25 protein-coding genes are annotated in these 26,074 nt (G+C 70.4%); 17 read left to right on the forward strand and 8 right to left on the reverse strand.

Annotation, left to right across the window (positions count from 1 at the left end; genetic code table 11):
- Nucleotides 1-15 precede the first annotated feature (15 nt).
- The 3 genes from ACQPZX_RS05055 to cofD all read right to left on the reverse strand — a co-directional run bounded on the left by ACQPZX_RS05055 (nt 16) and on the right by cofD (nt 2,955).
- Nucleotides 16-576, reverse strand: coding sequence for an NUDIX hydrolase (locus tag ACQPZX_RS05055; protein ID WP_433374991.1), 561 nt, complete (start codon nt 574-576; stop codon nt 16-18).
- A 100-nt stretch (nt 577-676) separates the two neighbouring features.
- Nucleotides 677-2,002, reverse strand: coding sequence for a coenzyme F420-0:L-glutamate ligase (locus ACQPZX_RS05060; RefSeq protein ID WP_433374994.1), 1,326 nt, complete (start codon nt 2,000-2,002; stop codon nt 677-679).
- Nucleotides 1,999-2,955, reverse strand: a complete 957-nt coding sequence (gene cofD, locus ACQPZX_RS05065) for a 2-phospho-L-lactate transferase (RefSeq protein ID WP_433374997.1) — start codon at nt 2,953-2,955, stop codon at nt 1,999-2,001. Before cofD ends, ACQPZX_RS05060 begins: the two co-directional genes overlap by 4 nt.
- A gap of 112 nt (nt 2,956-3,067) precedes the next feature.
- On the opposite strand from cofD, the gene ACQPZX_RS05070 reads away from it, so the two are divergent.
- The 3 genes from ACQPZX_RS05070 (at nt 3,068) to ACQPZX_RS05080 (ending at nt 7,241) form a co-directional block, all read left to right on the forward strand.
- The gene (locus tag ACQPZX_RS05070) at nt 3,068-4,054 is read left to right on the forward strand and encodes a hypothetical protein (protein ID WP_433375000.1); all 987 of its coding nucleotides are present in this window, start codon (nt 3,068-3,070) and stop codon (nt 4,052-4,054) included.
- Nucleotides 4,055-4,191: 137 nt separating this feature from the next.
- The gene (locus ACQPZX_RS05075; protein ID WP_433385038.1) at nt 4,192-6,702 is read left to right on the forward strand and encodes a bifunctional FO biosynthesis protein CofGH; all 2,511 of its coding nucleotides are present in this window, start codon (nt 4,192-4,194) and stop codon (nt 6,700-6,702) included.
- Nucleotides 6,703-6,983: 281 nt separating this feature from the next.
- Nucleotides 6,984-7,241, forward strand: coding sequence for a WhiB family transcriptional regulator (locus tag ACQPZX_RS05080; RefSeq protein WP_015619224.1), 258 nt, complete (start codon nt 6,984-6,986; stop codon nt 7,239-7,241).
- A 6-nt stretch (nt 7,242-7,247) separates the two neighbouring features.
- On the opposite strand, the gene ACQPZX_RS05085 is transcribed toward ACQPZX_RS05080, so the two are convergent.
- On the reverse strand, nt 7,248-7,721 hold the full coding sequence (locus ACQPZX_RS05085; RefSeq protein WP_433375002.1) for a metallopeptidase family protein: 474 nt from the start codon (nt 7,719-7,721) through the stop codon (nt 7,248-7,250).
- Between the two features lie 185 nt (nt 7,722-7,906).
- Between ACQPZX_RS05085 and ACQPZX_RS05090 the strand changes: the two genes are divergently transcribed.
- On the forward strand, nt 7,907-8,272 hold the full coding sequence (locus tag ACQPZX_RS05090; RefSeq protein WP_433375005.1) for a DUF3499 domain-containing protein: 366 nt from the start codon (nt 7,907-7,909) through the stop codon (nt 8,270-8,272).
- Here ACQPZX_RS05090 and ACQPZX_RS05095 read toward each other — a convergent pair.
- Nucleotides 8,269-9,087: a polysaccharide deacetylase family protein gene (locus ACQPZX_RS05095; protein ID WP_433375008.1), complete on the reverse strand. Its 819-nt coding sequence runs from the start codon at nt 9,085-9,087 to the stop codon at nt 8,269-8,271. The genes ACQPZX_RS05090 and ACQPZX_RS05095 overlap by 4 nt on opposite strands.
- Before the next feature lie 241 nt (nt 9,088-9,328).
- Between ACQPZX_RS05095 and ACQPZX_RS05100 the strand changes: the two genes are divergently transcribed.
- The gene (locus ACQPZX_RS05100) at nt 9,329-9,844 is read left to right on the forward strand and encodes a GNAT family N-acetyltransferase (protein ID WP_433375011.1); all 516 of its coding nucleotides are present in this window, start codon (nt 9,329-9,331) and stop codon (nt 9,842-9,844) included.
- Nucleotides 9,845-9,876: 32 nt separating this feature from the next.
- Here ACQPZX_RS05100 and ACQPZX_RS05105 read toward each other — a convergent pair whose 3' ends face one another.
- From ACQPZX_RS05105 to ACQPZX_RS05115, 3 genes are all read right to left on the reverse strand, one after another.
- The gene (locus tag ACQPZX_RS05105) at nt 9,877-10,248 is read right to left on the reverse strand and encodes a DUF779 domain-containing protein (protein WP_433375014.1); all 372 of its coding nucleotides are present in this window, start codon (nt 10,246-10,248) and stop codon (nt 9,877-9,879) included.
- Nucleotides 10,249-10,250: 2 nt separating this feature from the next.
- A complete protein-coding gene (gene adh, locus ACQPZX_RS05110) occupies nt 10,251-11,774 on the reverse strand; it encodes an aldehyde dehydrogenase (protein ID WP_433375017.1) in 1,524 nt (507 codons plus the stop codon).
- A gap of 149 nt (nt 11,775-11,923) precedes the next feature.
- Entirely contained in the window at nt 11,924-13,219 is a 1,296-nt protein-coding gene (locus ACQPZX_RS05115; protein WP_433375020.1) for a GAF domain-containing protein, read from the reverse strand.
- Between the two features lie 143 nt (nt 13,220-13,362).
- Between ACQPZX_RS05115 and ACQPZX_RS05120 the strand changes: the two genes are divergently transcribed.
- The 12 genes from ACQPZX_RS05120 to mtrA all read left to right on the forward strand — a co-directional run bounded on the left by ACQPZX_RS05120 (nt 13,363) and on the right by mtrA (nt 26,056).
- On the forward strand, nt 13,363-14,742 hold the full coding sequence (locus ACQPZX_RS05120; protein ID WP_433375022.1) for a phosphomannomutase/phosphoglucomutase: 1,380 nt from the start codon (nt 13,363-13,365) through the stop codon (nt 14,740-14,742).
- Nucleotides 14,743-14,786: 44 nt separating this feature from the next.
- Nucleotides 14,787-14,972, forward strand: coding sequence for a Trm112 family protein (locus ACQPZX_RS05125; protein ID WP_433375025.1), 186 nt, complete (start codon nt 14,787-14,789; stop codon nt 14,970-14,972).
- A complete protein-coding gene (locus ACQPZX_RS05130) occupies nt 14,972-16,180 on the forward strand; it encodes an SIS domain-containing protein (protein ID WP_433375028.1) in 1,209 nt (402 codons plus the stop codon). Before ACQPZX_RS05125 ends, ACQPZX_RS05130 begins: the two co-directional genes overlap by 1 nt.
- Nucleotides 16,177-17,139, forward strand: a complete 963-nt coding sequence (locus ACQPZX_RS05135) for a cation diffusion facilitator family transporter (RefSeq protein WP_433375031.1) — start codon at nt 16,177-16,179, stop codon at nt 17,137-17,139. The genes ACQPZX_RS05130 and ACQPZX_RS05135 overlap by 4 nt, the downstream gene beginning before the upstream one ends.
- A gap of 17 nt (nt 17,140-17,156) precedes the next feature.
- Complete coding sequence (manA, locus tag ACQPZX_RS05140; RefSeq protein WP_433375034.1) at nt 17,157-18,311, forward strand: mannose-6-phosphate isomerase, class I; 1,155 nt, start codon at nt 17,157-17,159, stop codon at nt 18,309-18,311.
- Nucleotides 18,312-19,168: 857 nt separating this feature from the next.
- Nucleotides 19,169-20,635, forward strand: a complete 1,467-nt coding sequence (gene ahcY / locus ACQPZX_RS05145; RefSeq protein WP_433375037.1) for an adenosylhomocysteinase — start codon at nt 19,169-19,171, stop codon at nt 20,633-20,635.
- A gap of 178 nt (nt 20,636-20,813) precedes the next feature.
- On the forward strand, nt 20,814-21,674 hold the full coding sequence (locus ACQPZX_RS05150; RefSeq protein WP_433375040.1) for a helix-turn-helix domain-containing protein: 861 nt from the start codon (nt 20,814-20,816) through the stop codon (nt 21,672-21,674).
- A 39-nt stretch (nt 21,675-21,713) separates the two neighbouring features.
- Entirely contained in the window at nt 21,714-21,914 is a 201-nt protein-coding gene (locus ACQPZX_RS05155) for a DUF397 domain-containing protein (RefSeq protein WP_378971696.1), read from the forward strand.
- Nucleotides 21,915-22,051: 137 nt separating this feature from the next.
- Nucleotides 22,052-22,882, forward strand: coding sequence for an iron uptake transporter permease EfeU (gene efeU / locus ACQPZX_RS05160; RefSeq protein ID WP_433375043.1), 831 nt, complete (start codon nt 22,052-22,054; stop codon nt 22,880-22,882).
- A 9-nt stretch (nt 22,883-22,891) separates the two neighbouring features.
- A complete protein-coding gene (efeO, locus tag ACQPZX_RS05165) occupies nt 22,892-24,016 on the forward strand; it encodes an iron uptake system protein EfeO (RefSeq protein ID WP_433375046.1) in 1,125 nt (374 codons plus the stop codon).
- 2 nt (nt 24,017-24,018) lie between these two features.
- Entirely contained in the window at nt 24,019-25,299 is a 1,281-nt protein-coding gene (gene efeB, locus ACQPZX_RS05170) for an iron uptake transporter deferrochelatase/peroxidase subunit (protein ID WP_433375049.1), read from the forward strand.
- Between the two features lie 67 nt (nt 25,300-25,366).
- Entirely contained in the window at nt 25,367-26,056 is a 690-nt protein-coding gene (gene mtrA / locus ACQPZX_RS05175; protein WP_433375052.1) for an MtrAB system response regulator MtrA, read from the forward strand.
- Nucleotides 26,057-26,074: the final 18 nt, after the last annotated feature.

Raw genomic sequence — 26,074 nt, forward strand, 5'->3', positions numbered from 1 at the left:
CCAGGCGAGACCCGGTCAGCGCAGGCGAGACAGGGCCGGCGGGATCTGGCGGGCCGTGGCGGAGGCGAGCGGTGACGGCAGCGCGTCGGGGTCGAACCAGCCCAGCGCGGAGGACTCGTCGCTGATCTCTTCGGTGGCGCCGGCTGGGGCGTGGACCAGGAAGCGCACGTCGTAGTGCGTGGAAGCGGTCGCGGGCGTGCCGTCGCCGGCGCCGCAGCGGACGTCGTGGACGTCTACGTCGATCGGGTCGGGGTCGAGGGTCAGGCCCTCTATGCCGGACTCCTCGGTGGCCTCGCGCAGGGCCGCCTCGGCCAGAGTGACGTCGGCGGGCTCGCAGTGGCCGCCCAGCTGCATCCACTTGCCCAGGCGGGCGTGCAGGCAGAGCAGCACGCGGCCGTCTACGTCCACCACCAGGGCGCTGGCCGTGAGGTGCCCGGCCCGGTGAGCGCGGGTCACCGTCTCGGGTCCCTGCGCCAGCAGCTCGAGTGCGCGCTTGCGGGCGAGGTCGCCCTCCTCGGTGGTGGCTCGCCACGCGGTGAGCACCCGCATCGCGTCCGCGTGCAGCGCCGCGCTCATTGGTGGGACCGCTCGGCGGTGGCCCGGCATTCACGGAAGGCACCGGCTTGACAATCGGTCGGCGTCGGCGTCGGCGCGGCGTCCGCGTGTTGCGCCGCGCTCATCGGTCGGTCTCGGGGGTGAGGGCGGAGAGATCCAGCCGGATGCCGTCCTCGTGGGGGAGGGCGATCGTCGCGATGGACTCGGCGGCCAAGGCTGCCCGCACGCGGTGCGCGTCGGCGCCCAAGCGCATCAGTCCCGACGGGCCGGTGTCACGGGTTGTCAGGTGTAGCGCGGCGGTCGCGCCGTTGTGGGGCATCACCTCGGCCATGGTGACGGTCGTGCCGTGGGCCAGGACGTCGGCGACCGCGGTCAGCGCGCGCTGCACCGCCTCGCCGTCGACGGGGAAGCCGGGCAGCGCGGTGCCGCCGCCGTCGGGCAGCAGCGCGGCGTCGAGCAGGCCGGCCGCTCGCGCCTCGGCCGTGCCCAGGCTGAACATGTCGGTCGCCGCGTCGCGCAAGAGGGCCGCGGCGCCGAGATCGGCATCCGCCGAAGCGGTCGAGTGGCCGGCGGCCGGGCGACTGGACGCGCTCGACGGGTCCGTCGTCGCGTGGGCGTCGGCAGGGCCGCTAGAGGCGTGGTCCTCCGGCGCGGTGGGGCGGCTAGCGGCGGGGGAGCCGGAGATGTCGGGAGAGCTGGGGGCGTCGGCTGGGCTGTTGGGGGCGTGATCCTCCGGCGCGGTGGGGCGGCTTGCGGTGTGAGCGGCGGGGGCGGCGCTGGGGGCCTCGGCCGTCGACGGGCGGAAGAAGCCTCTGATTACCGCTACCGGGACCTGATCGCACTTGCCCTTGACCAGCTCGCCGGCGGCGGCCAGCTCGTCGATGACGGCCATCTGGGTGATCTGGAGCTCGTTGCCGTACGGGTCGGTCTCGCCTCGGTGGTCGCGGAACGGCGCTATGCCGGCGGCGCCCAGGGCGACGTCGGTGAGGCCGTTGCGCCAAGCTCGGCCCATCGTGTCGGAGACGATGATGGCCACCTCCAGGCCGCGGGCGCGGAAACCGTCGCGCAGGTGGCGGGCCGAGGCGTCGGGGTCGGCGGGGAGCAGGACCAGGTGGGTCTTGTCGACGTTGGACGCGTCGATGCCGGCGGCGGCCATCACGAAGCCGTGGTGGGTCTGGACGATGGTGGTGGGGCCGCGCCGGGCGACCACGCGGCGGGTCTCGGCGGTCAGGGTGGCGGCGCGGGCCGCGTCGCGCTCGGGGCCGTCGGCGGGGACCTCGACCAGGCGGCCCTCGGACTTCGAGACGATTTTGCTGGTCACTACCAAGATGTCGCCGTCGGTCAGCCAGGGCGCGGCCGTGGCGATGAGCTCGACCAGGTCGTCGCCGGGGGTGATGTCGCCCATGCCGCGGACGGGCAGGATCTCCAGGCCATCGGTGATGGTCATGCCACACCGGCCAGGGACAGGGCGTCGGCGACCATTTGGGCGGTGGCCTCCTCGGAGCTCATCCAGAGCGGCACGGCCCGGGTCGGCACGCCGGGGACCGCCGTAGCCGCGTCGGTGGTGTCGACCAGCCAGCCGTCGAGCAGGCCGTTGTCGCCACGGGCGCCGTACAGCGCGCCGACGCCGGAGGCGCTCACCTCGACGCCCAGGGTGGCCAGGCACTTGTCGGCCATGCCGCGCACGGGGGACGCGCCGATGATGGGGGAGACGCCGACGACGGGCGCCGGGCCGGTGGCGATCGCGTCGCGGATCGGGTCGACCGCGAGGATCGGGGCGATGCTGACGACCGGGTTGCTCGGGGCGAGCAGCACCACGTCGGCCCCGGTGATCGCGTCGATCACGCCGGGAGCCGGCTTGGCCGCGTCGGCGCCGACGAAGACGAAACGGTGGGTGGGCAGGTCGCCGCGGTAGCGGACCCACCACTCCTGGAAGTGGATCGCCTTGCGCTCGCCCTCGACGTCGACCACGACGTGCGTCTCGAGCCGGTCGTCGGTGGCCGGCAGCATGGTGAGCCCGGGTTTCCAGCGCTCGCACAGGGCGGCCGTGACCTGGGACAGGGGATAGCCGGCGGTGAGCATCTGCGTCCGTACGAGATGGGTGGCCGTGTCTTTGTCACCCAGGCCGAACCACGACGGCTCGACGCCATAGGCGGCGAGTTCCTCCTTGACCACCCAGGTCTCGCCGACGCGGCCCCAGCCCCGCTCGGGGTCGTGCGCGCCACCCAGCGTGTACATCACGCTGTCGAGGTCGGGGCAGATCTGCAGGCCGTGCATGCGCACGTCATCGCCCACGTTGACCACCGCCGTGACGTCGGCGCCGATCGCCCGCGCATGAGCCCGCACGCCGACGAGGAACTTCGCGCCGCCGATGCCACCGGTGAGGACCACGATCCGCATGTCAGCCATCCTCCCGCACGGGTATGACAGAACCGTTCGCCGGGTATCGGGTGGCCGATGCGGGGGCGGTCTACGCTGGGCCGACCACAAATCGTCACGTCAGGGAGAAACCGTGACCAGCCAACCGCAGCCCGTGCCGGGCGAGGTCAAGTCGGCCGGCCAGTACCTTCGCCCGCTCCGCGACCTCGCGGTGTACGCCCTGGTCGGTGCCGCCGCCGTCTTCATTTTCCTGGCGCTGCTCGATCTGATCCCGGATGGGCAGGGCCAGTTCAGCTTCCGCACGCAGGCCAGCTTCGGCGCCTTCATCAACCTCGAGACGATCGGGTTCCCGCTCGCCGCGGTGCTGCTGGCGTTGCTGGTGCAGCCGCGGCATCCGAAGGCGCAGCTGATCGTGCTGGTCGCCGTCATCGAGTACGGGTTGATGGCGCTCTTCGGCATCTTCTTCGGCGTGCTGTTCGGCCTGATCAACGAGGCCGACCACAACGGCGCCCGCAGCGCGCTGGAGGGCCTGCTCGCCCGGGTCGCCTGGCTCGCGGTGTTCGCCGTCGCGGCGTACGCCGTCTTCCAGATCTGGCGCAACATGTTCTACACGCCGCGCCCGAAGCAGCCGCAGTCTCAGCCGGGCATGTACGGCCAGCCCGCCTACAACCAGCCGGGCACCTACCCGGGTCAGCCCGGCTACGGCCCGCCTCCGGGTCAGCCGGGCCAGCCGATGCATCCCGGCCAGCCGGGATACCCGCCGGCCCCGCCGCCCGGTGGTTACCCGCCGGCACCGGGCCAGCAGGCCTACGGCCCGGGGGTGTACGGCCAGCCGGCGCCCTCCTGGAACCAGCCGGCCGTGCCGATGCCGAACCCGGCCGCGTCCACCCAGCCGGTCCCGCCGGGCCCGTTCGCCCCGCCGCCTGCGTCTCCCACGTCAGCGGCCCCGGCGTCAGCCCCGCCCGCGGCCCCGGCAGGCGCGACGTATCCGGCGTCGGCCCCGCCCGCCGAGCCCACGCAGGTGGTCCCCCAATCCCAGGAGACCGACGACCGCACCCAGAAGCTGGGTGAAGAGCGTCCCGGTTTCGGCCCAGCCGACCAGGACCCGCCCCGCCAGTAACCACCGTGCCCCCGGGCGCCGCCGTGTCCTATTCCACTGCGTGCGCCCGGGCACGACCGGCGCAACCGGCGACTTTCCGGCCTAGGCTGCACTGCGTGGTAGCAGCCAATGAGTCTTCAGTCCCTTCAAGGGTGGCGGTGGGGCGGTCGGACGGGGTGGAACCGGTTCCGACCGACGCGAGCATCCGGCGCGCTCTGCGCCGCGCCGCCGACGGCAAGGCGCTGAACACCGATGAGGCGGTCGCTCTACTGGCCGCGACCGGCGACCGGCTCGACGATCTGCTGGCGATCGCCGGCGGCATCCGGGACGCGGGCCTGCGCGAGGCCGGGCGACCGGGCGTCGTGACGTACTCGAAAAAGGTCTTCATCCCGCTGACCCGGCTCTGCCGCGACCGGTGTCACTACTGCACGTTCGCCACGGTGCCGCACCGCCTGCCCGCCGCCTTCCTGGAGCGCGAGGAAGTCCTCGAGATCGCCCGCCAGGGCGCCGCGCAGGGCTGCAAGGAGGCGCTGTTCACGCTCGGCGACCGCCCGGAGGAGCGCTGGCCGGCCGCCCGGCAGTGGCTGGACGAGCGCGGCTACGACTCCACCCTCGACTACGTCCGCGCCTGCGCGATCGCCGTCCTGGAGGAGACCGGCCTGCTGCCGCATCTGAACCCCGGCGTGATGAGCTGGGCCGACCTGCAGCGGCTGAAGCCGGTGGCGCCGAGCATGGGCATGATGCTGGAGACCACCGCGACCCGGCTGTGGTCGGAGCCGGGTGGCCCGCATTTCGGCTCGCCCGACAAGGAGCCGGCGGTGCGGCTGCGGGTGCTCGACGACGCCGGCCGGGTGGGTGTCCCGTTCACCACCGGCATCCTGATCGGGATCGGCGAGACCCGGGCCGAGCGGATCGACGCGATCTTCGCGATGCGGCGCACGGGCCGCGAGTTCGGCCACGTCCAAGAGGTCATCATCCAGAACTTCCGGGCGAAGCCCGACACGGCGATGCGCGGCATGCCCGACGCCGAGCTGCGTGAGCTGGCCGCGACGGTGGCGGTGGCCCGGGTCATCATGGGCCCGCGGGCCCGCATCCAGGCCCCGCCCAATCTGATCGACGCCGAGTTCGCGCTTCTCCTGAGGGCGGGCATCGACGACTGGGGCGGCGTCTCGCCGGTGACTCCCGACCACGTCAATCCCGAGCGCCCGTGGCCACAGATCGAGCTTTTGCGCGAAAAATCGGCCGAAGCCGGATTTGTTCTGCGGGAGCGGCTCACGATCTACCCCGAGTACGTCAAGCGCGCCAACGAGGGCTGGCTGGATCCCCGGCTGGCGGCTCACGTGACCGCCCTGGCGGGCGAGGACGGCCTGGCCGACGAGACCGCGATGCCGTCCGGAAAGCCCTGGCAGGAGCCCGACGACGCGATGGGCAGCGGGCGAGTTGACCTGTTCGCCAGCATCGACACCGCCGGCCGGACCAGCGACCGGCGATCCGACTTCGACGACGTCTACGGCGACTGGAAAGAGGTCGCGGCCCACGTCAAGCAGGGCCACGACAGCAGCACCCCCACCGACGTCCTCGCCGGTCTCAAGCTGGCGTCGGAGAACCCCGCCGCCCTCCTCGAGCCGAAGCACGAGGACAAGGCGATGGCGCTGTTCAACGCCGACGGCAGCGCGCTCGACGAACTGGCCCGGATAGCCGACGACCTGCGCAAGGAGGTCAACGGCGAGGACATCACCTACGTCGTCAACCGGAACATCAACTTCACCAACGTCTGCTACGTCGGCTGTCGCTTCTGCGCGTTCGCCCAGCGTGAGCAGGATGCCGACGCGTACCGCCTCTCCGTCGGGCAGGTCGCCGACCGGGCCGAGCAGGCGTGGCAGGACGGCGCTTCCGAGGTCTGCATGCAGGGTGGCATCGACCCCAAAATGCCGGTGACCGCGTACGCCGATCTGGTGCGCGCCGTGAAGCAGCGGGTCCCCGGGATGCACGTCCACGCGTACTCCCCGATGGAGATCGTCACCGGCGCCTCGAAGGCCGGCGTGCCGATCCGGGACTGGCTGGCCGAGCTGCGCGAGGCGGGCCTGGACACGATCCCGGGCACGGCCGCCGAGATCCTCGACGACGACGTGCGCTGGGTGCTCACCAAGGGCAAGCTGCCGACCAGCACGTGGGTCGAGGTCGTCACCGCGGCGCACGAGGCCGGCATCCGGTCGAGCTCGACCATGATGTACGGACACGTCGACCACCCGCGCCAGTGGCTGGGCCACTTCCGGGTGCTGGCCGGGGTGCAGGACCGGACGGGCGGCTTCACCGAGTTCGTGGCGCTGCCGTTCATCCACACGAACGCCCCGATCTACCTGGCCGGGATCGCCCGCCCGGGCCCGACCTGGCGGGAGAACAGGGTCGTGCACGCGATGGCCCGCATCCTCCTGCACGGCCGCATCGACAACATCCAGTGCTCCTGGGTGAAGCTCGGCGACGAGGGCACGCGCGCGATGCTCAACGGCGGCTGCAATGATCTTGGTGGCACGCTGATGGAGGAGACCATCTCCCGCATGGCCGGCTCGGAGCACGGCTCAGCCCGCACGGTCGCCGAGCTGAAGGAGCTGGCCGCCTCGGCGGGCCGCCCGGCAGTGGAGCGCACCACAGTGTATGGCCGCCGCTGACCTCACATCACAAATCGGGTTAAATTGGACGCGACGCGCCTAGGCGGCGTAACCCTGTGCGGCCCCTGAGAGATAGGGCAGGAACGGGACCACGACGCGCCGAAGGCGCGCCGGGGAAACGGGCCTATTTATCAGGTTCGGCTTGACGACGCACGTCTTACACGCGTGTAATTTCGGTGGGGTTGCGGGCAGGAGGGGTTCAAGGCCCGCAAAAAACACGCCGCGTGCGTGGGGGGTCAGCGCCGGCAGCGATGCCGGCGCGGAAATTGGGAGGCACGCCGATGGAAGCGCAGGTTGAAGGGGTAGACCTGCTCGGGGACGCGCCCGAGTGGCAGGAGCGGGCGCTGTGTTCGCAGACCGATCCGGAGGCCTTCTTTCCGGAGAAGGGCGGATCGACCCGCGAGGCGAAGCGGATCTGCGGTCGCTGCGACGTCAAGGCCGAGTGCCTCGAGTACGCGCTGGGTCACGACGAACGCTTCGGCATCTGGGGTGGGCTGTCCGAGCGTGAACGACGCAAGCTGAAGCGACGGGTCGCCTGAGAAGGCCTAGGAAAGCTCGTCGGGATCCACCCCGAGCAGGTTGGCGACCTGCTCGATGATCACATCGTGGACGAGGTCGGCGAGGTCCTCACGGTCCATCGCCCGGAACTCCAGCGGCCGCCGGTAGAGCACGATCCGAGGGGGAAGCTCCTGCCGGCCGGGACGCCCGGGCAGTAGTCGGGCCAGCGGCACCTCGCCGTCCTCGAGCACGTCGGAGTCGTAGACGTTGAGGTCGGGGGGCACGTCCTCCACCGCGAACTCGACGCCGGCCAGCTCTTTCGCATAGCGCCGCTCGAGGCTCTCGACCGTGTCTAGCACCAGATCGTCGAAGATCTCGGCCTTGGTGCGGGCGAGCGGGACGGTCGCCGGGACCAGCCGGCCGCGCAGCCCTCGCCCGTGCCGATCGCGCCGGGCCGGGTGTCCGGGACCGGCTTTGTGCGCCGCCCTATCGCTGCGGCGGCGCTCGGGGCTCGTGGTCACCTCGCAAGCCTAGTCCTCCGGCGGCGGCACACGGTGGCAGCATGCTTCCGCCGCGTGTCCTCGACCAATGTCGTCTGATCGAGTTGGCGTGTCGGACGGCCATGGCCGAATCGTGATGCAGTGGGGGTCGGCGTGTCGCGGGGCATCGCCCCCCACGCGAGCCCGCGGGGCGATAACGTGCCGCCGTGAGGTCCCCACGGCGCTGCTCCCGGAACGGCTGTCCCCGACAGGCGGTCGCCACACTGACCTACGTCTACAGCGACTCGACCGCCGTCGTCGGCCCCCTGGCGGCGTTCGCCGAGCCCCACACGTACGACCTTTGCGAGCCGCACGCCCGCAGCCTCACCGCCCCCCGAGGCTGGGAGCTCGTCCGGCACGACGGCGATTTCGCGCCCCCGCCCCCCACCACCGACGACCTGGTCGCGCTCGCCGACGCCGTCCGCGAGGCCGCCCGGCCGCCGGCCCCGCCGCCGCGCACCGACGAGCAGCACCTCCCCGGTCACCAGACCGGCCGCCGCGGCCACCTCCGCGTGATCCCGCCGACCCACTAGAGGCCGGTCAGGGAGTACCTCTTCTTCAGCCACGGCACCAGCGTGCGGTAGGCCGCGATCGTGTCCGGCTGGGCGTAATCGTGCGAGAGCACGATCGCCCCGGCGTGGGTGTTGTGCTCGACCCGCCAGATCACCTTGGTCCGGTGCTGCGCGTGCGTCTCGCCCTTCGGGTGGTCCCAGTCGCGCGGGTCGACCTTCCAGTACAGCGAGCCCATCCCCATCGACTTGGCGATCGAGACGACGGCGGGCGTGAAGTTGCCGCCGGGCGCCCGGAAGTACTTGATCTTCGCGCCGGGCGCGGCCTTGCGGATCGCCGCGTTGGTGCGCGCCATGTCGGCCTTGATCTGCGCGGTCGTCTTCTTGCCGAGCTTGAGGTCGTGACTCCACGTGTGGTTGCACAGGGTGTGACCGCCGGCCACGATCTGCCGCACCAACTCCGGGTGCTTCTGCACGTTGCGGCCCACCAGGCAGAAGGTCGCGTGCACCTTGTTCTTCGCCAGCAGCTTGAGGATCTGCGGCGTCTGCCGCGGATCGGGCCCGTCGTCGAAGGTGAGCGCCACTGCCTTCGTACCCGTGGTCATCTTGCTGCCGCCCGGTCCCACGCCCTTCTTCGCCGACACCTTCTTGGCGACCGCCTTCTTCGAAGGCGAAGGCTTGGGCTTCGGTTTCTTGGTCGCGCTGGGTGCCGAGACGACTGGTTTTGCTTCCGTACGGGTGTCCGCCGGCGTCGTGTCCGCGAAAGCGCGCCCGGCGAGTCCCACCATCAGCAGGGCGACGCCGAACAGGACCAGCTTCTTGGATTGCGACAACCGCATCAAACCCTCCCCGGGCGGTTCGAGTGCCATCGGTGGCTCGAACCACGACACTGCCTGCCGGGAGCGCTCCAATGCCAGCCGCCATGCGCGTCTCGGCACGCTTTCGGGATCCAAGTCACGCGAACGGTATCCACCAATCCCAATTTTTCGGGTTATTTCGGTCAGCCGGGCGATGCTTGGTTTCACGGCAGGCAGTACGTACGGGCGCGCACGATCGGATGAAATCGGCCATCCTGGTCGGATGGATCTCAGGTTGCGCCCCGTCCGAGCGGACGAACTGGACATTCTGCGGACGTTCGCGCAGGATCCGGCGTTCGCGCCCACGACATGGGTCGGCTTCCGCAGCGTCAACAAGATCGACAAGGAGTTCGCCGAGTCCGGCTTCCTCGAGGACGGCAAGGGACGGCTGATCGTCGAGGCCGACGGGTCGGCGGCGGGCTTCGTCGCGTACTGGAAGGGCCTCTACGGCGTCCAGGGCGAGTGGTGCGAGATCGGGATTGCGCTGCTGCCCGAGTTCCGCGGGCGGGGGATCGGCTGGCGGGCGCAGGCGATGCTGACCGACTACCTCTTCGAGCACCTGCCGATCGAGCGGGTCCAGGCCGGCACCCAGCCGGAGAACATCGCCGAGCAGAAAGCGCTGCTCAAGGCGGGTTTCACCCGGGAAGGCGTAATCCGGGCGGCCGAGTGGCGCTCCGGAGCGTGGCGTGACGGCCTGCTGTACAGCCGCCTACGCCACGACCCTCCCCCGGAGTATTAGGCACGATCGCCCGCGGAGCGAAGCGGAGCCAGCTAGCTCAGCTCCGCCAACTCTTGTTCGCTCAGCAGGCGGGAACGGATGAGGAATCGAACACCTTCGGGAGCTTCGAGGGAGAAGCCGGCGCCGCGGCCCGGGACCACGTCCACCGTCAAGTGGGTGTGCTTCCACAGCTCGAACTGCGAGGCGGACATCCAGAACGTGATCGGCTCGTCCACCCCGTCGATCTTCAGGGACTCGAGGAGCACATCGGACTGGCCGGTGCGGAACTCGCCCTCGAGGTAGCACATCGGTGAACTGCCGTCGCAGCACCCGCCGGACTGGTGGAACATCAGCGGACCGTGTTGCCCCCGCAGCCGCCGCATCATGTCGGCGGCCGCCGGGGTCACGTCAACTCGGGTGGCCATCTCTAGAAGAAGCCCATCGCCTTCGGGCTGTACGACACCAGCAGGTTCTTCGTCTGCTGGTAGTGGTCCAGCATCATCTTGTGGTTCTCCCGGCCGATGCCGGACTGCTTGTAGCCACCGAACGCGGCGTGCGCCGGGTACAGGTGGTACGAGTTCGTCCAGACCCGCCCGGCCTTGATCGCGCGGCCGGCCCGGTAGGCGAGGTTGATGTCGCGCGTCCACACGCCGGCGCCGAGGCCGTACAGCGTGTCGTTGGCGATCTTGACGGCGTCGGCGTAGTCGGCGAACGAGGCCACCGACACGACCGGCCCGAAGATCTCCTCCTGGAAGATCCGCATGGCGTTGTTGCCCTCGAAGATCGTCGGCTGGACGTAGTAGCCGCCGGAGAGGTTGCCGCCGAGGTCGGCCCGGCCGCCGCCGGTGAGCACCTTGGCGCCCTCCTGCCGGCCGATGTCCATGTACGACAGGATCTTCTCGAGCTGGTCGTTGGAGGCCTGCGCGCCGACCTGGGTGTCGGTGTCGAGCGGGTTGCCCTGCTTGAGGTTCTCGACCCGCTTCACACCGGCGGCCAGGAAGTCCTGGTAGATCGACTGCTGGATGAGCGCGCGTGACGGGCAGGTGCAGACCTCGCCCTGGTTGAGCGCGAACATCGAGAAGCCCTCGAGCGACTTGTCGAGGAAGTCGTCGTCCTCGCGGCTGACGTCCTCGAAGAAGATGTTCGGGCTCTTGCCGCCCAGCTCCAGCGTGACCGGGATCAGGTTCTCCGAGGCGTACTGCATGATCAGGCGCCCGGTCGTGGTCTCGCCGGTGAACGCGACCTTGGCGACCCGGTTGGAGGAGGCGAGCGGCTTGCCGGCCTCCACGCCGAAGCCGTTGACGATGTTGACGACGCCCGGCGGGAGCAGGTCGCCGATCAGCGACATCAGGTAGTGGATCGAGGCCGGGGTCTGCTCCGCCGGCTTGAGCACGACCGCGTTGCCGGCCGCCAGCGCGGGCGCCAGCTTCCAGGTCGCCATCAGGATCGGGAAGTTCCACGGGATGATCTGGGCGACCACGCCGAGCGGCTCGTGGAAGTGGTAGGCGATGGTGTCGTCGTCGATCTCGCCGACCGTGCCCTCCTGGGCGCGGATCGCGCCGGCGAAGTAGCGGAAGTGGTCGATCGCGAGCGGGATGTCGGCGGCCAGGGTCTCGCGGACCGGCTTGCCGTTCTCCCAGGCCTCGGCGACGGCGATCTTCTCGAGGTTCGCCTCGATCCGGTCGGCGATCTTGTTGAGGATGTTCGCCCGCTCGGCCACCGAGGTGCGGCCCCACGCGTCGGCGGCGCCGTGCGCCGCGTCGAGCGCCTTCTCCACGTCGTCGGCGGTGCCCCGGGCGATCTCGGTGAAGGCCTCGCCCGTGACCGGCGACGGATTCTCGAAGTACTGCCCCTTGGCCGGCGGGACGTACTCGCCGCCGATGTAGTTGTCGTACCGCGACTGGTAGCTGACGATCGAGCCGTCGGAACCGGGCGCTGAGTAGGTGGTCATGGCAGCCTCCGCACCTTTGGGGGTAGGTGCTGCCGAAGCTAGTTACGCGGACGTTGCAACCTGGTTGCAAGGCAGCGCGGACCGGCGTCGCCTCCGGCTCGCGGGGACTGCGCCCTTCGGGGCCGATGCCGGGGGCGCCGAAAATGACATCAGCTCCGCCTCGTCATTTTCGGAGCCCCCGGCATCGGCGGGCGCAGTCCGTATTCAACGGCCAGTTCACGGACTCGGCTGACGGCGAGAGGGCGGGCGGGGGAGCCGTGCGGGAGGAGCTTCGTGTACGACTCCCACATCTCCAGGTCGTCGGCGCCCGAGGGGGAGTGCAGCCAGGTGTGCATCAGCGTGCGGTCGCCGCAGGAGAGCACCGCCGCGCGCAGGTGGCCGTCGATCATCCGGCGCATCCGGGTCACGCCGGGCGCGTCCGAGAAGGGAAGCAGCGGTCCCGCGTACTCATCCAAAGCCTCCGCGACCCGGCCCTGCTCCAGCAGGCGGGTCACCGTGTGGAAATCGGCGTCCAGCGAGGCGCGCAACCGGTAGGGGCGCGACTCGAGCAGCTCCGGCCCCAGCGTCCGGCGCAGTCGGGACAGCTCGGCGCGCACGGTCACCGGGCTTGCGGCGTCGCCATAAAGATCAAATCCAAGTTCCTCTCCCGTACGCCCTTGCGGGTGCGCCAGGAGCAGGACGACCAGTTCCGAGTGCCGCCGGCCGAGCCGCTGCCGCACCCCGCCGAAGGTGAGCGTCGCCTCGTTGCGGCCGAGCGCCGTCACCCGCCCCGCGGCCGCCGGCGGGGGCCGGTGGCTGCCCAGGTAAGCCTCCGCCGCCAGCGCCGTGGCCCGGACCAGCGCCAGGCTGTGCGGGTTGGCCAGGTGGTCGCCGCCGGTCACGTCGATCGCGCCCAGCAGTCGCCCGGTGCCCGGGTCGTGGATCGGGGCCGCCGCGCAGGTCCAGCGCTGCACCGACCGGCTGAAATGCTCGGTCGCGAAGATCTGCACCGAGTGGTCGAGCGCGATCGCGGTGCCCGGCGCGTTCGTCCCGGCGTGCTCCTCGTCCCAGCGCGCGCCGGGCACGAAGTTCATCCGCTCGGCCCCGCGCAGCGCCGAGCCGGCCCCCTCGACCCACAGCAGCCGCCCGTACGCGTCACAGACCGCCATCAAGTGGTCGCCGTCCTCGGCCATCCCACCGAGCAGATCGCGAAGGATCGGCAGTGCCCGCGCCAGCGGGTGCGCCGCCCGGTACTCCTCGAGCTCCCCGTCGCTCAGCTCGATCGGCGCGGTGCCGTCCGGGTCGCGCAGCGTGTCGGCCGACCTCTTCCAGGACTCCGCGACCACCGGGCGGATCTGCGGAACTGCGAAATCTCCGGACAAAAACCGCTCATGAGCCCGCCCGACCTGGCGGATCCGCTCGGCGGGATCGGCGCCGTGATCGAGGGCGAGCCATGGGTTGGCCAAGAGGGCACCTCCAGTCCCACCATCGTGACCCGCATCACCTGTCTCGACAAGGTCACGCGTAACAGTGGCGCTGCCGGAATGCCCCCCGAACGTTTCCGATGCTCCGTTACTCTCGGCGGGAGTTACCTGGCTTAGGGGGAGAGTTGTCCGATCTGTCCAAGATCGTGAAGGCCTACGATGTGCGCGGCACGGTGCCCGACCAGTTCAACGAGTCGGTGGCCCGCGCGCTCGGCACTGCCTTCGTCGAGATGTTGCGCGAGTCCGGCGACAACGCGGATCAGATAGTCATCGCCCACGACATGCGGGAGTCCGGCCCGGGCCTGTCCGCCGCGTTCGGCCGTGGCGCCAACGCGGCCGGCGCCGCCGTGCTCAGCATCGGCCTGGCCTCGACCGACGAGCTCTACTACGCCTCCGGCGCGCTCGGCCTGCCCGGCGCGATGTTCACCGCCAGCCACAACCCGGCGCAGTACAACGGCATCAAGCTGTGCCGTTCCGGCGCCAAGCCGGTCGGCCAGGACAGCGGCCTCGCCGTCGTCCGCCGCCGCGCCGAGGAGCTGCTGCGCGACCTCAACGCGGAGGCGGACGGCCCGTACCGGGTGGAGACCCGCGACCTGCTGCGCGACTACGCCGCGCACCTGCGCTCGCTGGTCGACCTCGCCGGCATCCGGCCGCTCAAGGTCATCGTGGACGCCGGCAACGGCATGGGCGGCTACACGGTGCCCGCCGTCCTCGGCGACCAGGTGCTGCCGGCCCTGCCGCTCACGATCGTCCCGATGTACTTCGAGCTCGACGGCTCGTTCCCCAACCACGAGGCCAACCCGCTCGACCCGGCCAACCTGGCCGACCTGCAGCAAGCCATCCGTGAGCAGGGCGCCGACCTGGGCATCGCGTTCGACGGCGACGCCGACCGGTGCTTCATCATCGACGAGAACGGCGACCCGGTCTCGCCGTCCGCGATCACCGCGCTGGTCGCCGTGCGCGAGCTGGGCAAGTTCCCGGGCAGCACGGTCATCCACAACCTGATCACCTCGGCCGCGGTGCCCGAGATCATCACCGAGAACGGCGGCAAGCCGGTCCGCAGCCGGGTCGGCCACTCGTTCATCAAGGCCGAGATGGCCCGCACCAACGCGGTCTTCGGCGGCGAGCACTCGGCCCACTACTACTTCCGCGACTTCTGGTTCGCCGACACCGGCATGCTGGCCGCCATGCACGTGCTGGCCGCGCTCGGCGGCCAGGAGCGGCCGCTGTCCGAGCTGGGCGCCGAGTACGAGCGCTACACCGCCTCCGGCGAGATCAACTCCACGGTGGCCGACGCGAAGACCAAGGTCGCCGAGGTCCGCGCGGCCTTCCCCGACGCGACCATCGACGAGCTGGACGGCATGACCGCGACGCTGCCCGACGGCGCCTGGTTCAACCTGCGCGCCTCGAACACCGAGCCCTTGCTGCGGCTCAACGTGGAGGCCCCCAAGCCCGACCGCATGGCATCGCTACGGGACGAAGTGCTCGCGATCGTGCGCGGTTAGGATCAGGGGGCTTACCCTTCCGTAACACCGTTAGGAGTCGTTCGGTGGCCCTCGATCCACAGTTATTGGACATCCTGGCCTGCCCGGACACGCACCACGCGCCGTTGACCTACGACGCCGGTGCGCAGACCCTGACCTGCACGGAGTGCGGACGGATCTTCGAGATCCGCGACGACATCCCGGTGCTCCTGCTCGACGAGGCGCGTCAGCCGAGTGGAGAGAAGGCCTGATGGCGGGGGTCAACGGGCACCGGGTCGCCGACGAGTCGCTGCTCGACGACGAGAAGTCGATGCTCGACAACGACCCGGGCGGCATGCTCCGTGCCACCGCGTCGGCCGGCGCCCAGGTGCGCGAGTCGGCGGCGCTGGCCGCCGAGACCGATCTGACCATGCTGGCCGACGAGGGCCGCCCCCGCGCGGTCGTCGTCGCCGGCATCGGCACCGCCGGCCTGACCGGCAACATCCTGGCCACCGTGGCCGGCCACCGGTGCCCCGTGCCGATCATCGGGCACCGCAGCGCCGGCATCCCCGGCTGGGTCGGCGCGGCCGACGTGGTCTTCGCGGTCAGCGCCTCCGGGCGCAGCCCCGAGGCCCTCGCCGCCGCCGAGGCGGCCATCCGCCGGGGCGCCCGCCTGGTCGCGATCGGCAACCCCGACACCGAGCTGCAGGCGATGGCCGAGCGGGCCCGCGCGCCGTTCATCCCGGTGCCCCGCCGCGCTCCCGCACGCGCCAGCCTCTGGGGCCTCGCCGTCCCGGTGCTGCTGGCCGGCCGCGCCCTCGGCCTGGTCAAGGTCAACGAGGCCGACCTGGCCGAGACCGCGACCCGGCTGGACGCCGACGCCGAGCGCTGCCGCCCCGGCGCCGACTCGTTCGTCAACCCGGCCAAGGCCCTCGCGCTCGGCCTGGCCGGCTCGATCCCGATCGTCTGGGGCTCGTCCCCGCTGGCCACCGTCGCGGCCCGCCGCTTCGCCGACACGCTCGCGGCGAACGCGCGCTATCCGGTGATGGCCGGCGCGCTCGGCGAGGCCGGTCGCGGCCGGGTCGGCCTGCTCGACGGCGTCTTCGGCGGGCTCGCCGAGTCGTCGCGCGACATCTTCGCCGACCCCGGCGACGAGGACGACGCCGCCGCCACCACCCGCCTGCGGCTGGTGGTCTTCCGCGACGGCGGCCTCAACCCCGAGGACGACGCCGACGAGCCGATCGCCGTCGAGGAGCGCCGCGCCGACGCGGTGCAGACCCTCGCCGAGCGGCGCGGCGTGCGCTGCGACGTGCTCACCGCCGAGGGCGGCTCGGCGCTGGAGCGGCTCGCCTCGCTGACCGCCGTGCCCGACTTCGCCTCCCTGTACCTCGCCCTGGCCCATGGGCTCGACCCGATGGCCGTTCCCGCGATCAGCGAGATGAAGGAGCTGTCCAACCCCATGCCCGAGGGAATCCAGTGAGCACAGAGGGCGGCACCCGCGCGATCATCGCCGCCTTGGCGGCGAACCTCGGCATCGCGGTCACCAAGTTCATCGCCTGGCTGCTGACCGGCTCGTCGTCGATGCTGGCCGAGGCGATCCACTCGGTCGCCGACTCCGGCAACCAGCTCCTGCTGCTGATCGGCGGCAAGCAGTCGCAGCGCAAGGCCACCCCCGAGCACCCCTTCGGCTACGGCCGGGAGCGCTACATCTACGCGTTCATCGTGTCGATCGTGCTGTTCAGCGTCGGTGGCCTGTTCGCGCTCTACGAGGCGTGGCACAAGATCCAGCACCCCGAGCCGATCCACTCGTGGCAGTGGGTGCCGGTCGTCGTGCTGGTCATCGCGATCGGCCTCGAGAGCTACTCGTTCATGACCGCGATCAAGGAGTCCAATCACACCCGCGGCAAGACCACCTGGGTCAACTTCGTGCGCCGCGCCAAGGCGCCCGAGCTCCCGGTGGTGCTGCTCGAGGACACCGGCGCCCTGATCGGCCTGGTCCTGGCCCTGTTTGGCGTGGCGCTCACGCTGATCACCGGCGACGGCGTGTGGGACGGCATCGGCACCGCGGCCATCGGCGTCCTGCTGGTCGCGATCGCGGTGGTCCTGGCGATCGAGACGAAGAGCCTGCTCATCGGCGAGGGGGCGAACCCCGAGGACGTCCGGAAGATCGAGGCCGCGATCCTGGCCGGCGACGGCATCGAGCGGATCATCCACATGAAGACCCTGCACCTCGGCCCCGAGGAACTGCTGGTCGCCGTCAAGATCGCGGTGCCGCGCACCGAGCGCGCCGACGACCTGGCCAAGCACATCGACGAGACCGAGAGCCGCATCCGCGAGGCCATCCCGATCGCGCGTGTGATCTACATCGAGCCCGACATCTACCACGAGCGCAAGCCGCAGTCGGCCGCCGCCGAGGGCACCCCCGCCACGGCGACTTAAATGCTAGTTTGCCGCTTATGACCGTGTATCCGCTGACCGGTGTCATCCGCCCCTACGCGTGGGGCTCCCACACCGCGATCGCCGACCTCCAGGGCCGTCCCAGCCCCACCGAGGCCCCCGAGGCCGAGCTGTGGCTGGGCGCCCACCCCGACGACCCGTCCCTCGTCGGCGGTTCCGCGGGCGACGTCAGTCTCGACACGCTCATCGCCGGCAGCCCGAAGGACCAGCTGGGAGAGCAGGTGACGGCCGAGTTCGGCCCGCGCCTGCCCTTCCTGCTCAAGGTCCTCGCCGCCGGCGCGCCGCTCTCGTTGCAGGCCCACCCCGACCGCGACTACGCCCGCGAGGCGTTCGCCCGCCAGCAGGCCGACCCGGCTCTTCCCAAGAACTACACGGACGCCAACCACAAGCCCGAGATGCTGGTCGCGCTGACCCCGTTCGAGGCGCTCTGCGGCTTCCGGGCCCCTGACGCGGCCGCCGACACCCTCGATTCCCTCGCCGTCCCGTCGCTGGACCCAGTGATCAAGTCCCTCCGCGACGGCGACCTGCGCTCCGCCGTGGAGACCCTGCTGACCTGGCCGCCGGACGACCGCGAGGCGCTGACCGCGTCCGTTCGCGATTCCGGCGTCTCCGAGCTGGCCGCCGACCTGGCCGGCCGCTATCCCGGCGACCCCGGCGTCCTGGTCGCGCTGCTGCTCAACCACGTGCGCCTGCAGCCCGGCGAGGCGATCTGGATGCCCGCCGGCAACCTCCACGCCTACCTCAAGGGCCTCGGCGTCGAGCTGATGGCCGCCAGCGACAACGTCCTGCGCGGGGGCCTCACCCCCAAGCGCGTCGACGTGGACGAGCTGCTCAAGGTCCTGCGCTTCGAGGTCCTCGACGACCCGATCCTGCGGTCGACCGAGGTGGCCCCCGGCGTCCAGACCTGGCAGGTCCCGATCCCCGACTTCGTCCTGTACCGCGTCGACCTCGACGGCACCCGCCCCCCACTCGAGATCCCCGCCGGCGGCCCGCGCATCATCCTGGCCACGTCGGGCGACCTCTTCGCCGGCGAGTCCGTCGACGGCACCCCGATCGAGCTGAGCGGTGGCGAGGCCGCCTTCGCCCCCGCCAGCGCCGGCAAAATCAAGCTCGCGGGCACGGGTCAAGCTTTCGTCGCCGCCGTACCCGCCTGACTTGCGCTGGGCGTTCGGGTCACGCTCCTTATCCGATACGTGCCTCGGCCCGAACCCAACCGCAGCAGCCACCGGCCCGGCGCGCCACGCGACCCAGGCGCCACTCGCGCCAGTGCCGCGACCGCCGGGCTGAGCTCGGTGGCAGACCCGGGCGGCTGCGGGCCGCGGCGTGTGGCGTCGCCCTCGCCCTCGCCCTCGCACGCGCCCTCGCCCTCGCACGCGCCCTCGCCCTCGCCCTCGCACGCGCTGCGCGAAACGCCCGGCTCAAGACCGACATTTCCGTTAAGTCGGCCAGGAGGCGATCGAGCGGGCCGAAGGATGGTGAGTTGCTGTTCGCGCCAGACACCAGGTCATCAAGATCTGCGAACAGGCGGGCCGACGCGCGCATTCGGCGTGTCGGCTGGGCGTGTCGCGCTGCGTGATCGCAGGGGGAGCTTTGGCACTCTTCATCACTCTGGTCACGCTTGGTGGAGGGACAGAATATGAAATTTCCGGATTTGCTTGACATGGTGAATGCGGAGTGTGAATCTATAACCACGCAGCGTCATTGGTGATCGGGGGGTCCCACGGACGCGCGCGGTACCAAACCGGGGGGATGAACGGGGCGGCGGGCTTAGGCCTGTCGCCCCGTTCGCTATGGTTTGGCCCTTTCGAGGCAGGTCAGCCCGGCGGTCGCGGCACACGCCGGTGTTGCAGAGGGCTCGCGTTGCGCGGCGGGGGCGGCGCTGCTGCGGTTGCGGACGGCCGGTACCTCGTATCCGATGGAATTTCGCGTCCGCACGAAGCGTGAGTGGCAGATTGAGGGTGACCCGGCATTCACGCCGCCGGACGACCGATCTCACGAACCGGGAGCAGGGATGAGCGCGTCGAACCGGCCGCTGAGTGTTGCCGAGGGCGATTTCAAGGTTGCCGATCTCTCGCTTGCGGGGTTCGGGCGCAAGGAGATCGAGCTGGCGGAGCACGAGATGCCCGGCCTGATGTCGTTGCGCGGGGAGTACGGGCCGAGCCAGCCGCTGCAAGGCGCCCGGATCACGGGGTCGCTGCACATGACGATCCAGACCGCCGTGCTGATCGAGACGCTGACGGCGCTCGGCGCGCAGGTGCGGTGGGCCTCGTGCAACATCTTCTCGACGCAGGACCACGCGGCGGCGGCGATCGTGGTGGGCGCGGAAGGCACGGCGGAGAAGCCGCGGGGTGTGCCGGTCTACGCGTGGAAGGGCGAGTCGCTCGACGAGTACTGGTGGTGCACCGAGCAGGTGTTGCTGTGGCCGGACGGCGAGGGGCCCAACATGATCCTCGACGACGGCGGTGACGCCACGCTGCTGGTGCACAAGGGCGCCGAGTTCGAGAAGCTCGGGGCGGTGCCCCCGGCCGACACCGCCGACTCCGAGGAGTATGCGGTGATCCTCGGGCTGCTGGCGCGCAGCCTCGGCGAGGACGACCGGCGGTGGACGCGGGTGGCGGCCGGCATCAAGGGCGTCACCGAGGAGACGACGACCGGTGTGCACCGGCTGTACGAGATGCAGCAGAACGGCACGCTGCTGTTCCCGGCGATCAACGTGAACGACTCGGTCACCAAGTCGAAGTTCGACAACAAGTACGGCTGCCGGCACTCGCTGATCGACGGCATCAACCGGGGCACCGACGTGCTGATCGGCGGCAAGGTGGCGGTCGTGTTCGGGTACGGCGACGTGGGCAAGGGCTGCGCCGAGTCGCTGCGCGGGCAGGGCGCCCGGGTGATCGTGACCGAGGTGGACCCGATCTGCGCGCTGCAGGCCGCGATGGACGGTTACCAGGTCGCGACGCTCGACGACGTCGTTTCGTCGGCCGACATCTTCGTGACCGCCACGGGATGCTTCAACGTCATCACCCACGAGCACATGGCGAAGATGAAGCATCAAGCCATCGTCGGAAACATCGGTCACTTCGACAATGAGATCGACATGGCCGGGTTGAGCCGGCGCGGCGATGTCACGAAGGTCAACATCAAGCCGCAGGTCGACGAGTGGCGCTTCGCCGACGGGCACTCGATCATCGTGCTGTCCGAGGGGCGCCTGCTGAATCTCGGCAACGCGACCGGCCACCCGTCGTTCGTGATGAGCAACAGCTTCTCGAACCAGACGATCGCGCAGATCGAGCTGTTCACGAAGACGTCGGAGTACCCGGTGGGCGTCTACGTGCTGCCGAAGCACCTGGACGAGAAGGTCGCCCGCCTGCATCTGGCCGCGCTCGGCGTGCACCTGACCGAGCTCACCAAGGAGCAGGCCGCCTATCTCGGCGTGGCGGTCGAGGGTCCGTACAAACCGGATCACTATCGCTATTGAGGCATCGAGCCCCCGTCGCCCGCGGACGGGGGCTCGATTTCTCCGGGCGCACGACGGTTGCCGCCGCCGTGATCCCGTCGTTCACGTCCATTACGGCATGCCCGCTGACCTGCGTGCAAGTGCATAGTGTGCGGTGCAAGTTGCAGAGCGCTACTCATGTTTGGCTATGGTGGCTGGCGTGCCGAGGCCGACTTCCACCGCACGCCGCGAGCTGGGCAACGAGTTGCGCCGGCTGCGCGCCGATCGGCGCGCGGCCGGGGTCGCCGCCGCGCTCGGCTGGTCCGAGTCGAAACTCTCCCGGATCGAGACCGCGCACACCTCGATCACCGAGGACGACCTCGACCGGTTGCTGGCGATCTATGACGTACGGGCGGAGGACCGTGACCGCCTGCGCGACCTGGCCCGCCGTGGCCGCACCCGCGCCTGGTGGACGCCCTACCGTTCGTCCGTCCCGGATCCGTACGACGAGTTCGTCGCCCTCGAGGCCGAGGCGGTCTGGATCAGCGAGTGGGAGAACCAGGTCGTCCCCGGCCTGCTCCAGACCGACGAGTACGCCCGCGCCGTGATCGAGGTCGGCGCCGACGTCGGCGACGAGGCCGTGATCCACCGCCGGCTCGCGCTGCGGATGGCCCGGCAGGCGGTGCTGACCCGGGAGCCGCCGCCGACGCTGCTGATGGTCCTCGACGAGGCGGTGCTGTACCGCGAGGTGGGCGGGCCCGGCGTGCTGCGCCGCCAGCTGGCGAAACTGCTGGACATGGGCCGCCGGCCGGGCCTCGAGATCCGGATCCTGCCGTTCTCGGCGGGCGCGCACGCCGGCCAGGCCGAGTCGTTCATGGTGCTGGAGTTCACATCGGGCACCCGCGGCCCGATCGTGCACAGCGAGGGATTGATCGGCGGTCTCTTCCGGGTGAAGCCCGACGAGGTCGAGGTCTACCGGGACGCCCTCGATGACCTGCGGGAACGCTCTTTGTCGGCAGAAGAGAGCCGAACGGTTATCGCTGAAAGGGAGGAAGCGCTCGGCTGCGCGGCGGCTCCGTGAGCTGAAATGGAGGCGATTGCATCCTGGAAGGGGACAGCCATGCACGCCACTCTCACCTGGCGTAAGAGCACTCGAAGCGCGGCCGCCGGCCACTGCGTCGAGGTGGCGAACGTTCCGTCGGCCGTGCTGGTGCGCGACTCGAAGGACGTCGACGGTCCCGTACTCACCTTCGCCGCCACGGAGTGGACGGGGTTCATCGCCGGGATCCGGGCGGGGGAGTTCGACCGTCCCGGAGCCTGAGGCTCTCGCATCACCGGAACGGGCGGTCCCTCGCGGGGCCGCCCTTCTTGCGTGGGGGGGTCCCTACAAAACGTAGGACACCCTTGCTAAGGTATGGCCAACCTAACTTAGGGTCGCCTTAGCTAAATCGGAGAGCCATGCTTGCCACCTACCTCATCGGACTGCGCGAGGGGTTGGAGGCCACCCTGGTGGTCAGCATCCTCATCGCGTTCCTGGTCAAGTCGGAGCGCAAGGACAAGCTCAAGCTGGTCTGGATCGGCGTGGGGGCCGCGGTGGCGGTCTCCGTCCTGTTCGGCTGGCTGCTCAACTACACCGAGACGACTCTTCTGCAGGACTTCAAGCAGCAGGAGATGTTCGAGGCGATCACCTCGATCGCGGCGGTCTGCTTCGTCACCTGGATGATCTTCTGGATGCGGCGGGCCGCTCGCGGCATCGCCGGCGAGCTGCGCAACAAGCTGCAGGACGCGCTGGCCGTCGGCTCGCTGGCGGTCGGCTTCATGGCCTTCCTCGCGGTGGTCCGCGAGGGCCTCGAGACCTCGCTGATCTTCTACGCCGCGGTGCGGGGCGCCAACCTGGACGGCGGTCCCCTGGTCGCGCTGCTGGGCGGCGTCGCCACCTCGATCGCGATCGGCTACCTGATGTACGCGACCGCGGTGCGGATCAACCTGACCGTCTTCTTCAAGTGGACCGGCGTGCTGCTGATCCTGGTCGCGGCCGGCATCTTCAAGTACGGCGTGCACTCGCTGCAGGAGGCCACCGTCCTGCCCGGCGGCAACGACATCGCCTACCACGCGGCGAGCTGGCTCGACCCGTCCACCTGGTACGCCACCCTGCTCGCCGGGATGTTCAACATCACCCCCGAGCCGACGGTGCTCGAGGTGGTCGCCTGGTTCGCGTACGTGATCCCCGTCCTCGTGCTCTTCCTCTGGCCGGTGCGCAAGCCTGCCCCGGCTACCACCCCCGCATAGGAGACCCTCGTGCGTCGCACCCCTTTGATCATTTCGCTGGTGGCGGTCAGCGCCGTCGCCGCCTGCGGTGACAAATCGGATTCCTCTACGACGGCCGCGGGCGGCCCGATCACGGTGAAGGCCTCCGACTCGGCATGCGAGGTGGCCAAGAGCCAGCTCGACGCCGGCACCCACGTCTTCGCGGTCTCGAACTCGGGCTCCAAGGTCACCGAGTTCTACGTGTACGCCGCCGGGGACCGGGTGATGGGCGAGGTCGAGAACATCACCCCCGGCCTCTCCCGCGAGCTGCGGGTCGAGCTGCCGGCCGGCACGTACCAGACCGCCTGCAAGCCGGGCATGGTCGGCGCGGGCATCCGCAACGACCTGACCGTCTCCGGCTCGGCGGCGGCGCTCACCGAGGACGCGCTGCTCTCCCAGGCGACCGACAGCTACACCCGGTACATCACCTCGCAGAGTGAGGCGCTGGTCGAGAAGACCACCGACTTCGTGACCGCGGTGAAGGCCGGCGACGTCGAGAAGTCGAAGCAGCTGTACCCGGTGGCCCGCACGTACTACGAGCGGATCGAGCCGGTCGCGGAGATCTTCGGCGACCTCGACCCGAAGATCGACGGCCGCGAGGACGACGCCACCGCCGAGCTGCCCTTCACCGGCTTCCACAAGCTGGAGAAGGACCTGTGGGAGACCAAGGACATCAGCAAGGACGGCGCGATCGCCGACCAGCTGCTGACCGACGTCAAGGACATCGCCGCCAAGGCCAAGGCCGAGAAGCTGTCCCCGCTGCAGCTGGCCAACGGCGCCAAGGAGCTCCTCGACGAGGTCGCGACCAGCAAGATCACCGGTGAGGAGGACCGCTACTCGCACACCGACCTGTGGGACTTCGCGGCCAACGTGGACGGCTCGCAGGCCGCCGTCGCGGCGCTGCGGCCCGCGCTCGAGCAGCGTGACCCCGAGCTGGTCAAGCAGATCGACACCGGGTTCGCCAACGTCGACAAGGAGCTGGAGAAGTACCGCTCCGGCGACGGGTGGAAGCTGCAGACCGAGCTGAGCGAGGCTGAGCTCAAGGGCCTTTCCGACGTCATCAACGCCGTCGCCGAGCCGATCAGCAAGGTCGCCGGCGTGATTGCCGAGAAGTAGCCATGGCCGAGAACAGGGTTTCCCGCCGGCGGGCCATCGGGCTCGCCGGCGCCGGGGTGGCCGGGATAGCCGGCCTGTCCGCCGTGGGCGGCGCGTTGCTGACCTCCGCCTCCTCATCCGAGGAAACGGGAGTGCCGGTTTCGTCGGATTCGGTGGGCTTCCATGGCGCTGTGCAGTCCGGCATCGTCACTCCCGCACAGGACCGGCTGCACTTCGTGGCGTTCGACGTGGTCACCAAGGACCGGTCGCAACTGATCCAGCTCCTCAAGGACTGGACCGCGGCGGCCGCCCGGATGACCGCCGGGCAGGACGCCGGACCGGTCGGGGCCACCGCGGGCATCCTCGAGGCGCCGCCGGACGACACCGGCGAGGCGATCGGGCTGCCGGCCTCCGGCCTCACGCTGACCGTCGGCTTCGGGCCCACCCTGTTCCGCGACGCGTCCGGCAAGGACCGTTTCGGGCTGGCGGCCCGCAAGCCGGCCGCGCTTGCCGACCTGCCGCACTTCCCGGGCGACACCATCGACCCGGACATCTCCGGCGGCGACCTGTGCGTGCAGGCCTGCGCCAACGACCCGCAGGTGGCGGTGCACGCGATCCGCAACCTGGCCCGGATCGGCATGGGCGTGGTCACCGTGCGCTGGTCGCAGCTGGGCTTCGGGCGTACGTCGTCGACGTCCACCAGCCAGGCGACGCCGCGCAACCTGTTCGGCTTCAAGGACGGCACCGCCAACCTCAAGGCCGAGGAGGCCGACCTGCTCAAGGAGCACCTCTGGGTGGCGCCGGGCGACGGGCCGGAGTGGATGACGGGCGGGTCGTACCTGGTCACCCGGAAGATCCGAATGATGGTCGAGACGTGGGACCGCACCTCGCTCGGTGAGCAGGAGACCATCATCGGGCGCACCAAGGGCGAGGGCGCCGCGCTCGGGCAGGCCAAGGAGTTCGACGAGATCGACCTGCAGGGTTTGAACGGCGCCGGCGATCCGCAGGTGCCGGTGGACGCGCACATCCGGCTCGCGCATCCGGAGACGAACAAGGGCGCGCGGCTGCTGCGGCGCGGATACAACTTCGTGGACGGTTCGGACGGGCTCGGGCGGCTCAACGCCGGGTTGTTCTTCATGGCGTACCAGCGGGATCCCCGCACGCATTTCGTGCCGATCCAGCTCAATCTGGCCCGTCACGACGCCATGAACGAGTACGTCCGGCACGTCTCCAGCGGCCTGTTCGCCTGCCCGCCGGGGGTGTCCGGACCCGACGACTTCTGGGGACGGGCGCTCTTCGCGTAGGCTGCCGGCAAGCAAGATCGGCACCAGGGTACGCGGGGTCTGGGAGGACAGTGCAATATTGGACCGCATGAGAGCCCGGGTACTCGTCGTCGATGACGACCCAGCGTTGGCCGAGATGCTCGGCATCGTCCTGCGTAGCGAGGGATTCCTGCCCTCGTTCGTCGCCGACGGCGAGCGCGCCCTGGCCGCGTTCCGCGAAAGCCGGCCGGACATCGTCCTGCTCGATCTGATGCTGCCCGGCATGAGCGGCATCGACGTGGCCCGTGCGATCCGCGCCGAGTCGGGCATCCCGATCGTCATGCTCACCGCCAAGAGCGACACGGTGGACGTCGTGCTGGGCCTCGAGTCCGGCGCTGACGACTACGTGGTCAAGCCGTTCAAGCCCAAGGAACTGGTGGCGCGCATGCGCGCCCGGCTGCGCCGCGGTGAGGACGCCGCGCCGGAGCTGCTCACCATCGGCCCGCCCGGCAACCAGATCACCATCGACGTCCCGGCGCACACGGTGAGCCGCGACGACGAGGAGGTCAAGCTGACCCCGCTCGAGTTCGACCTGCTGGTCGCGCTCGCCCGCAAGCCGCGTCAGGTGTTCACCCGCGAGGTGCTGCTCGAGCAGGTCTGGGGTTACCGGCACGCGGCCGACACCCGGCTGGTCAACGTGCACGTCCAGCGGCTGCGGGCAAAGATCGAGCCCGACCCCGAGCGCCCCGAGATCATCCTGACCGTGCGGGGGGTCGGCTACAAGGCAGGCACCGCCTAGGCGTCCCGAGCGGCTAAC

This window comes from Actinoplanes sp. CA-142083 (assembly GCF_050942195.1).
Classification (GTDB): domain Bacteria; phylum Actinomycetota; class Actinomycetes; order Mycobacteriales; family Micromonosporaceae; genus Actinoplanes.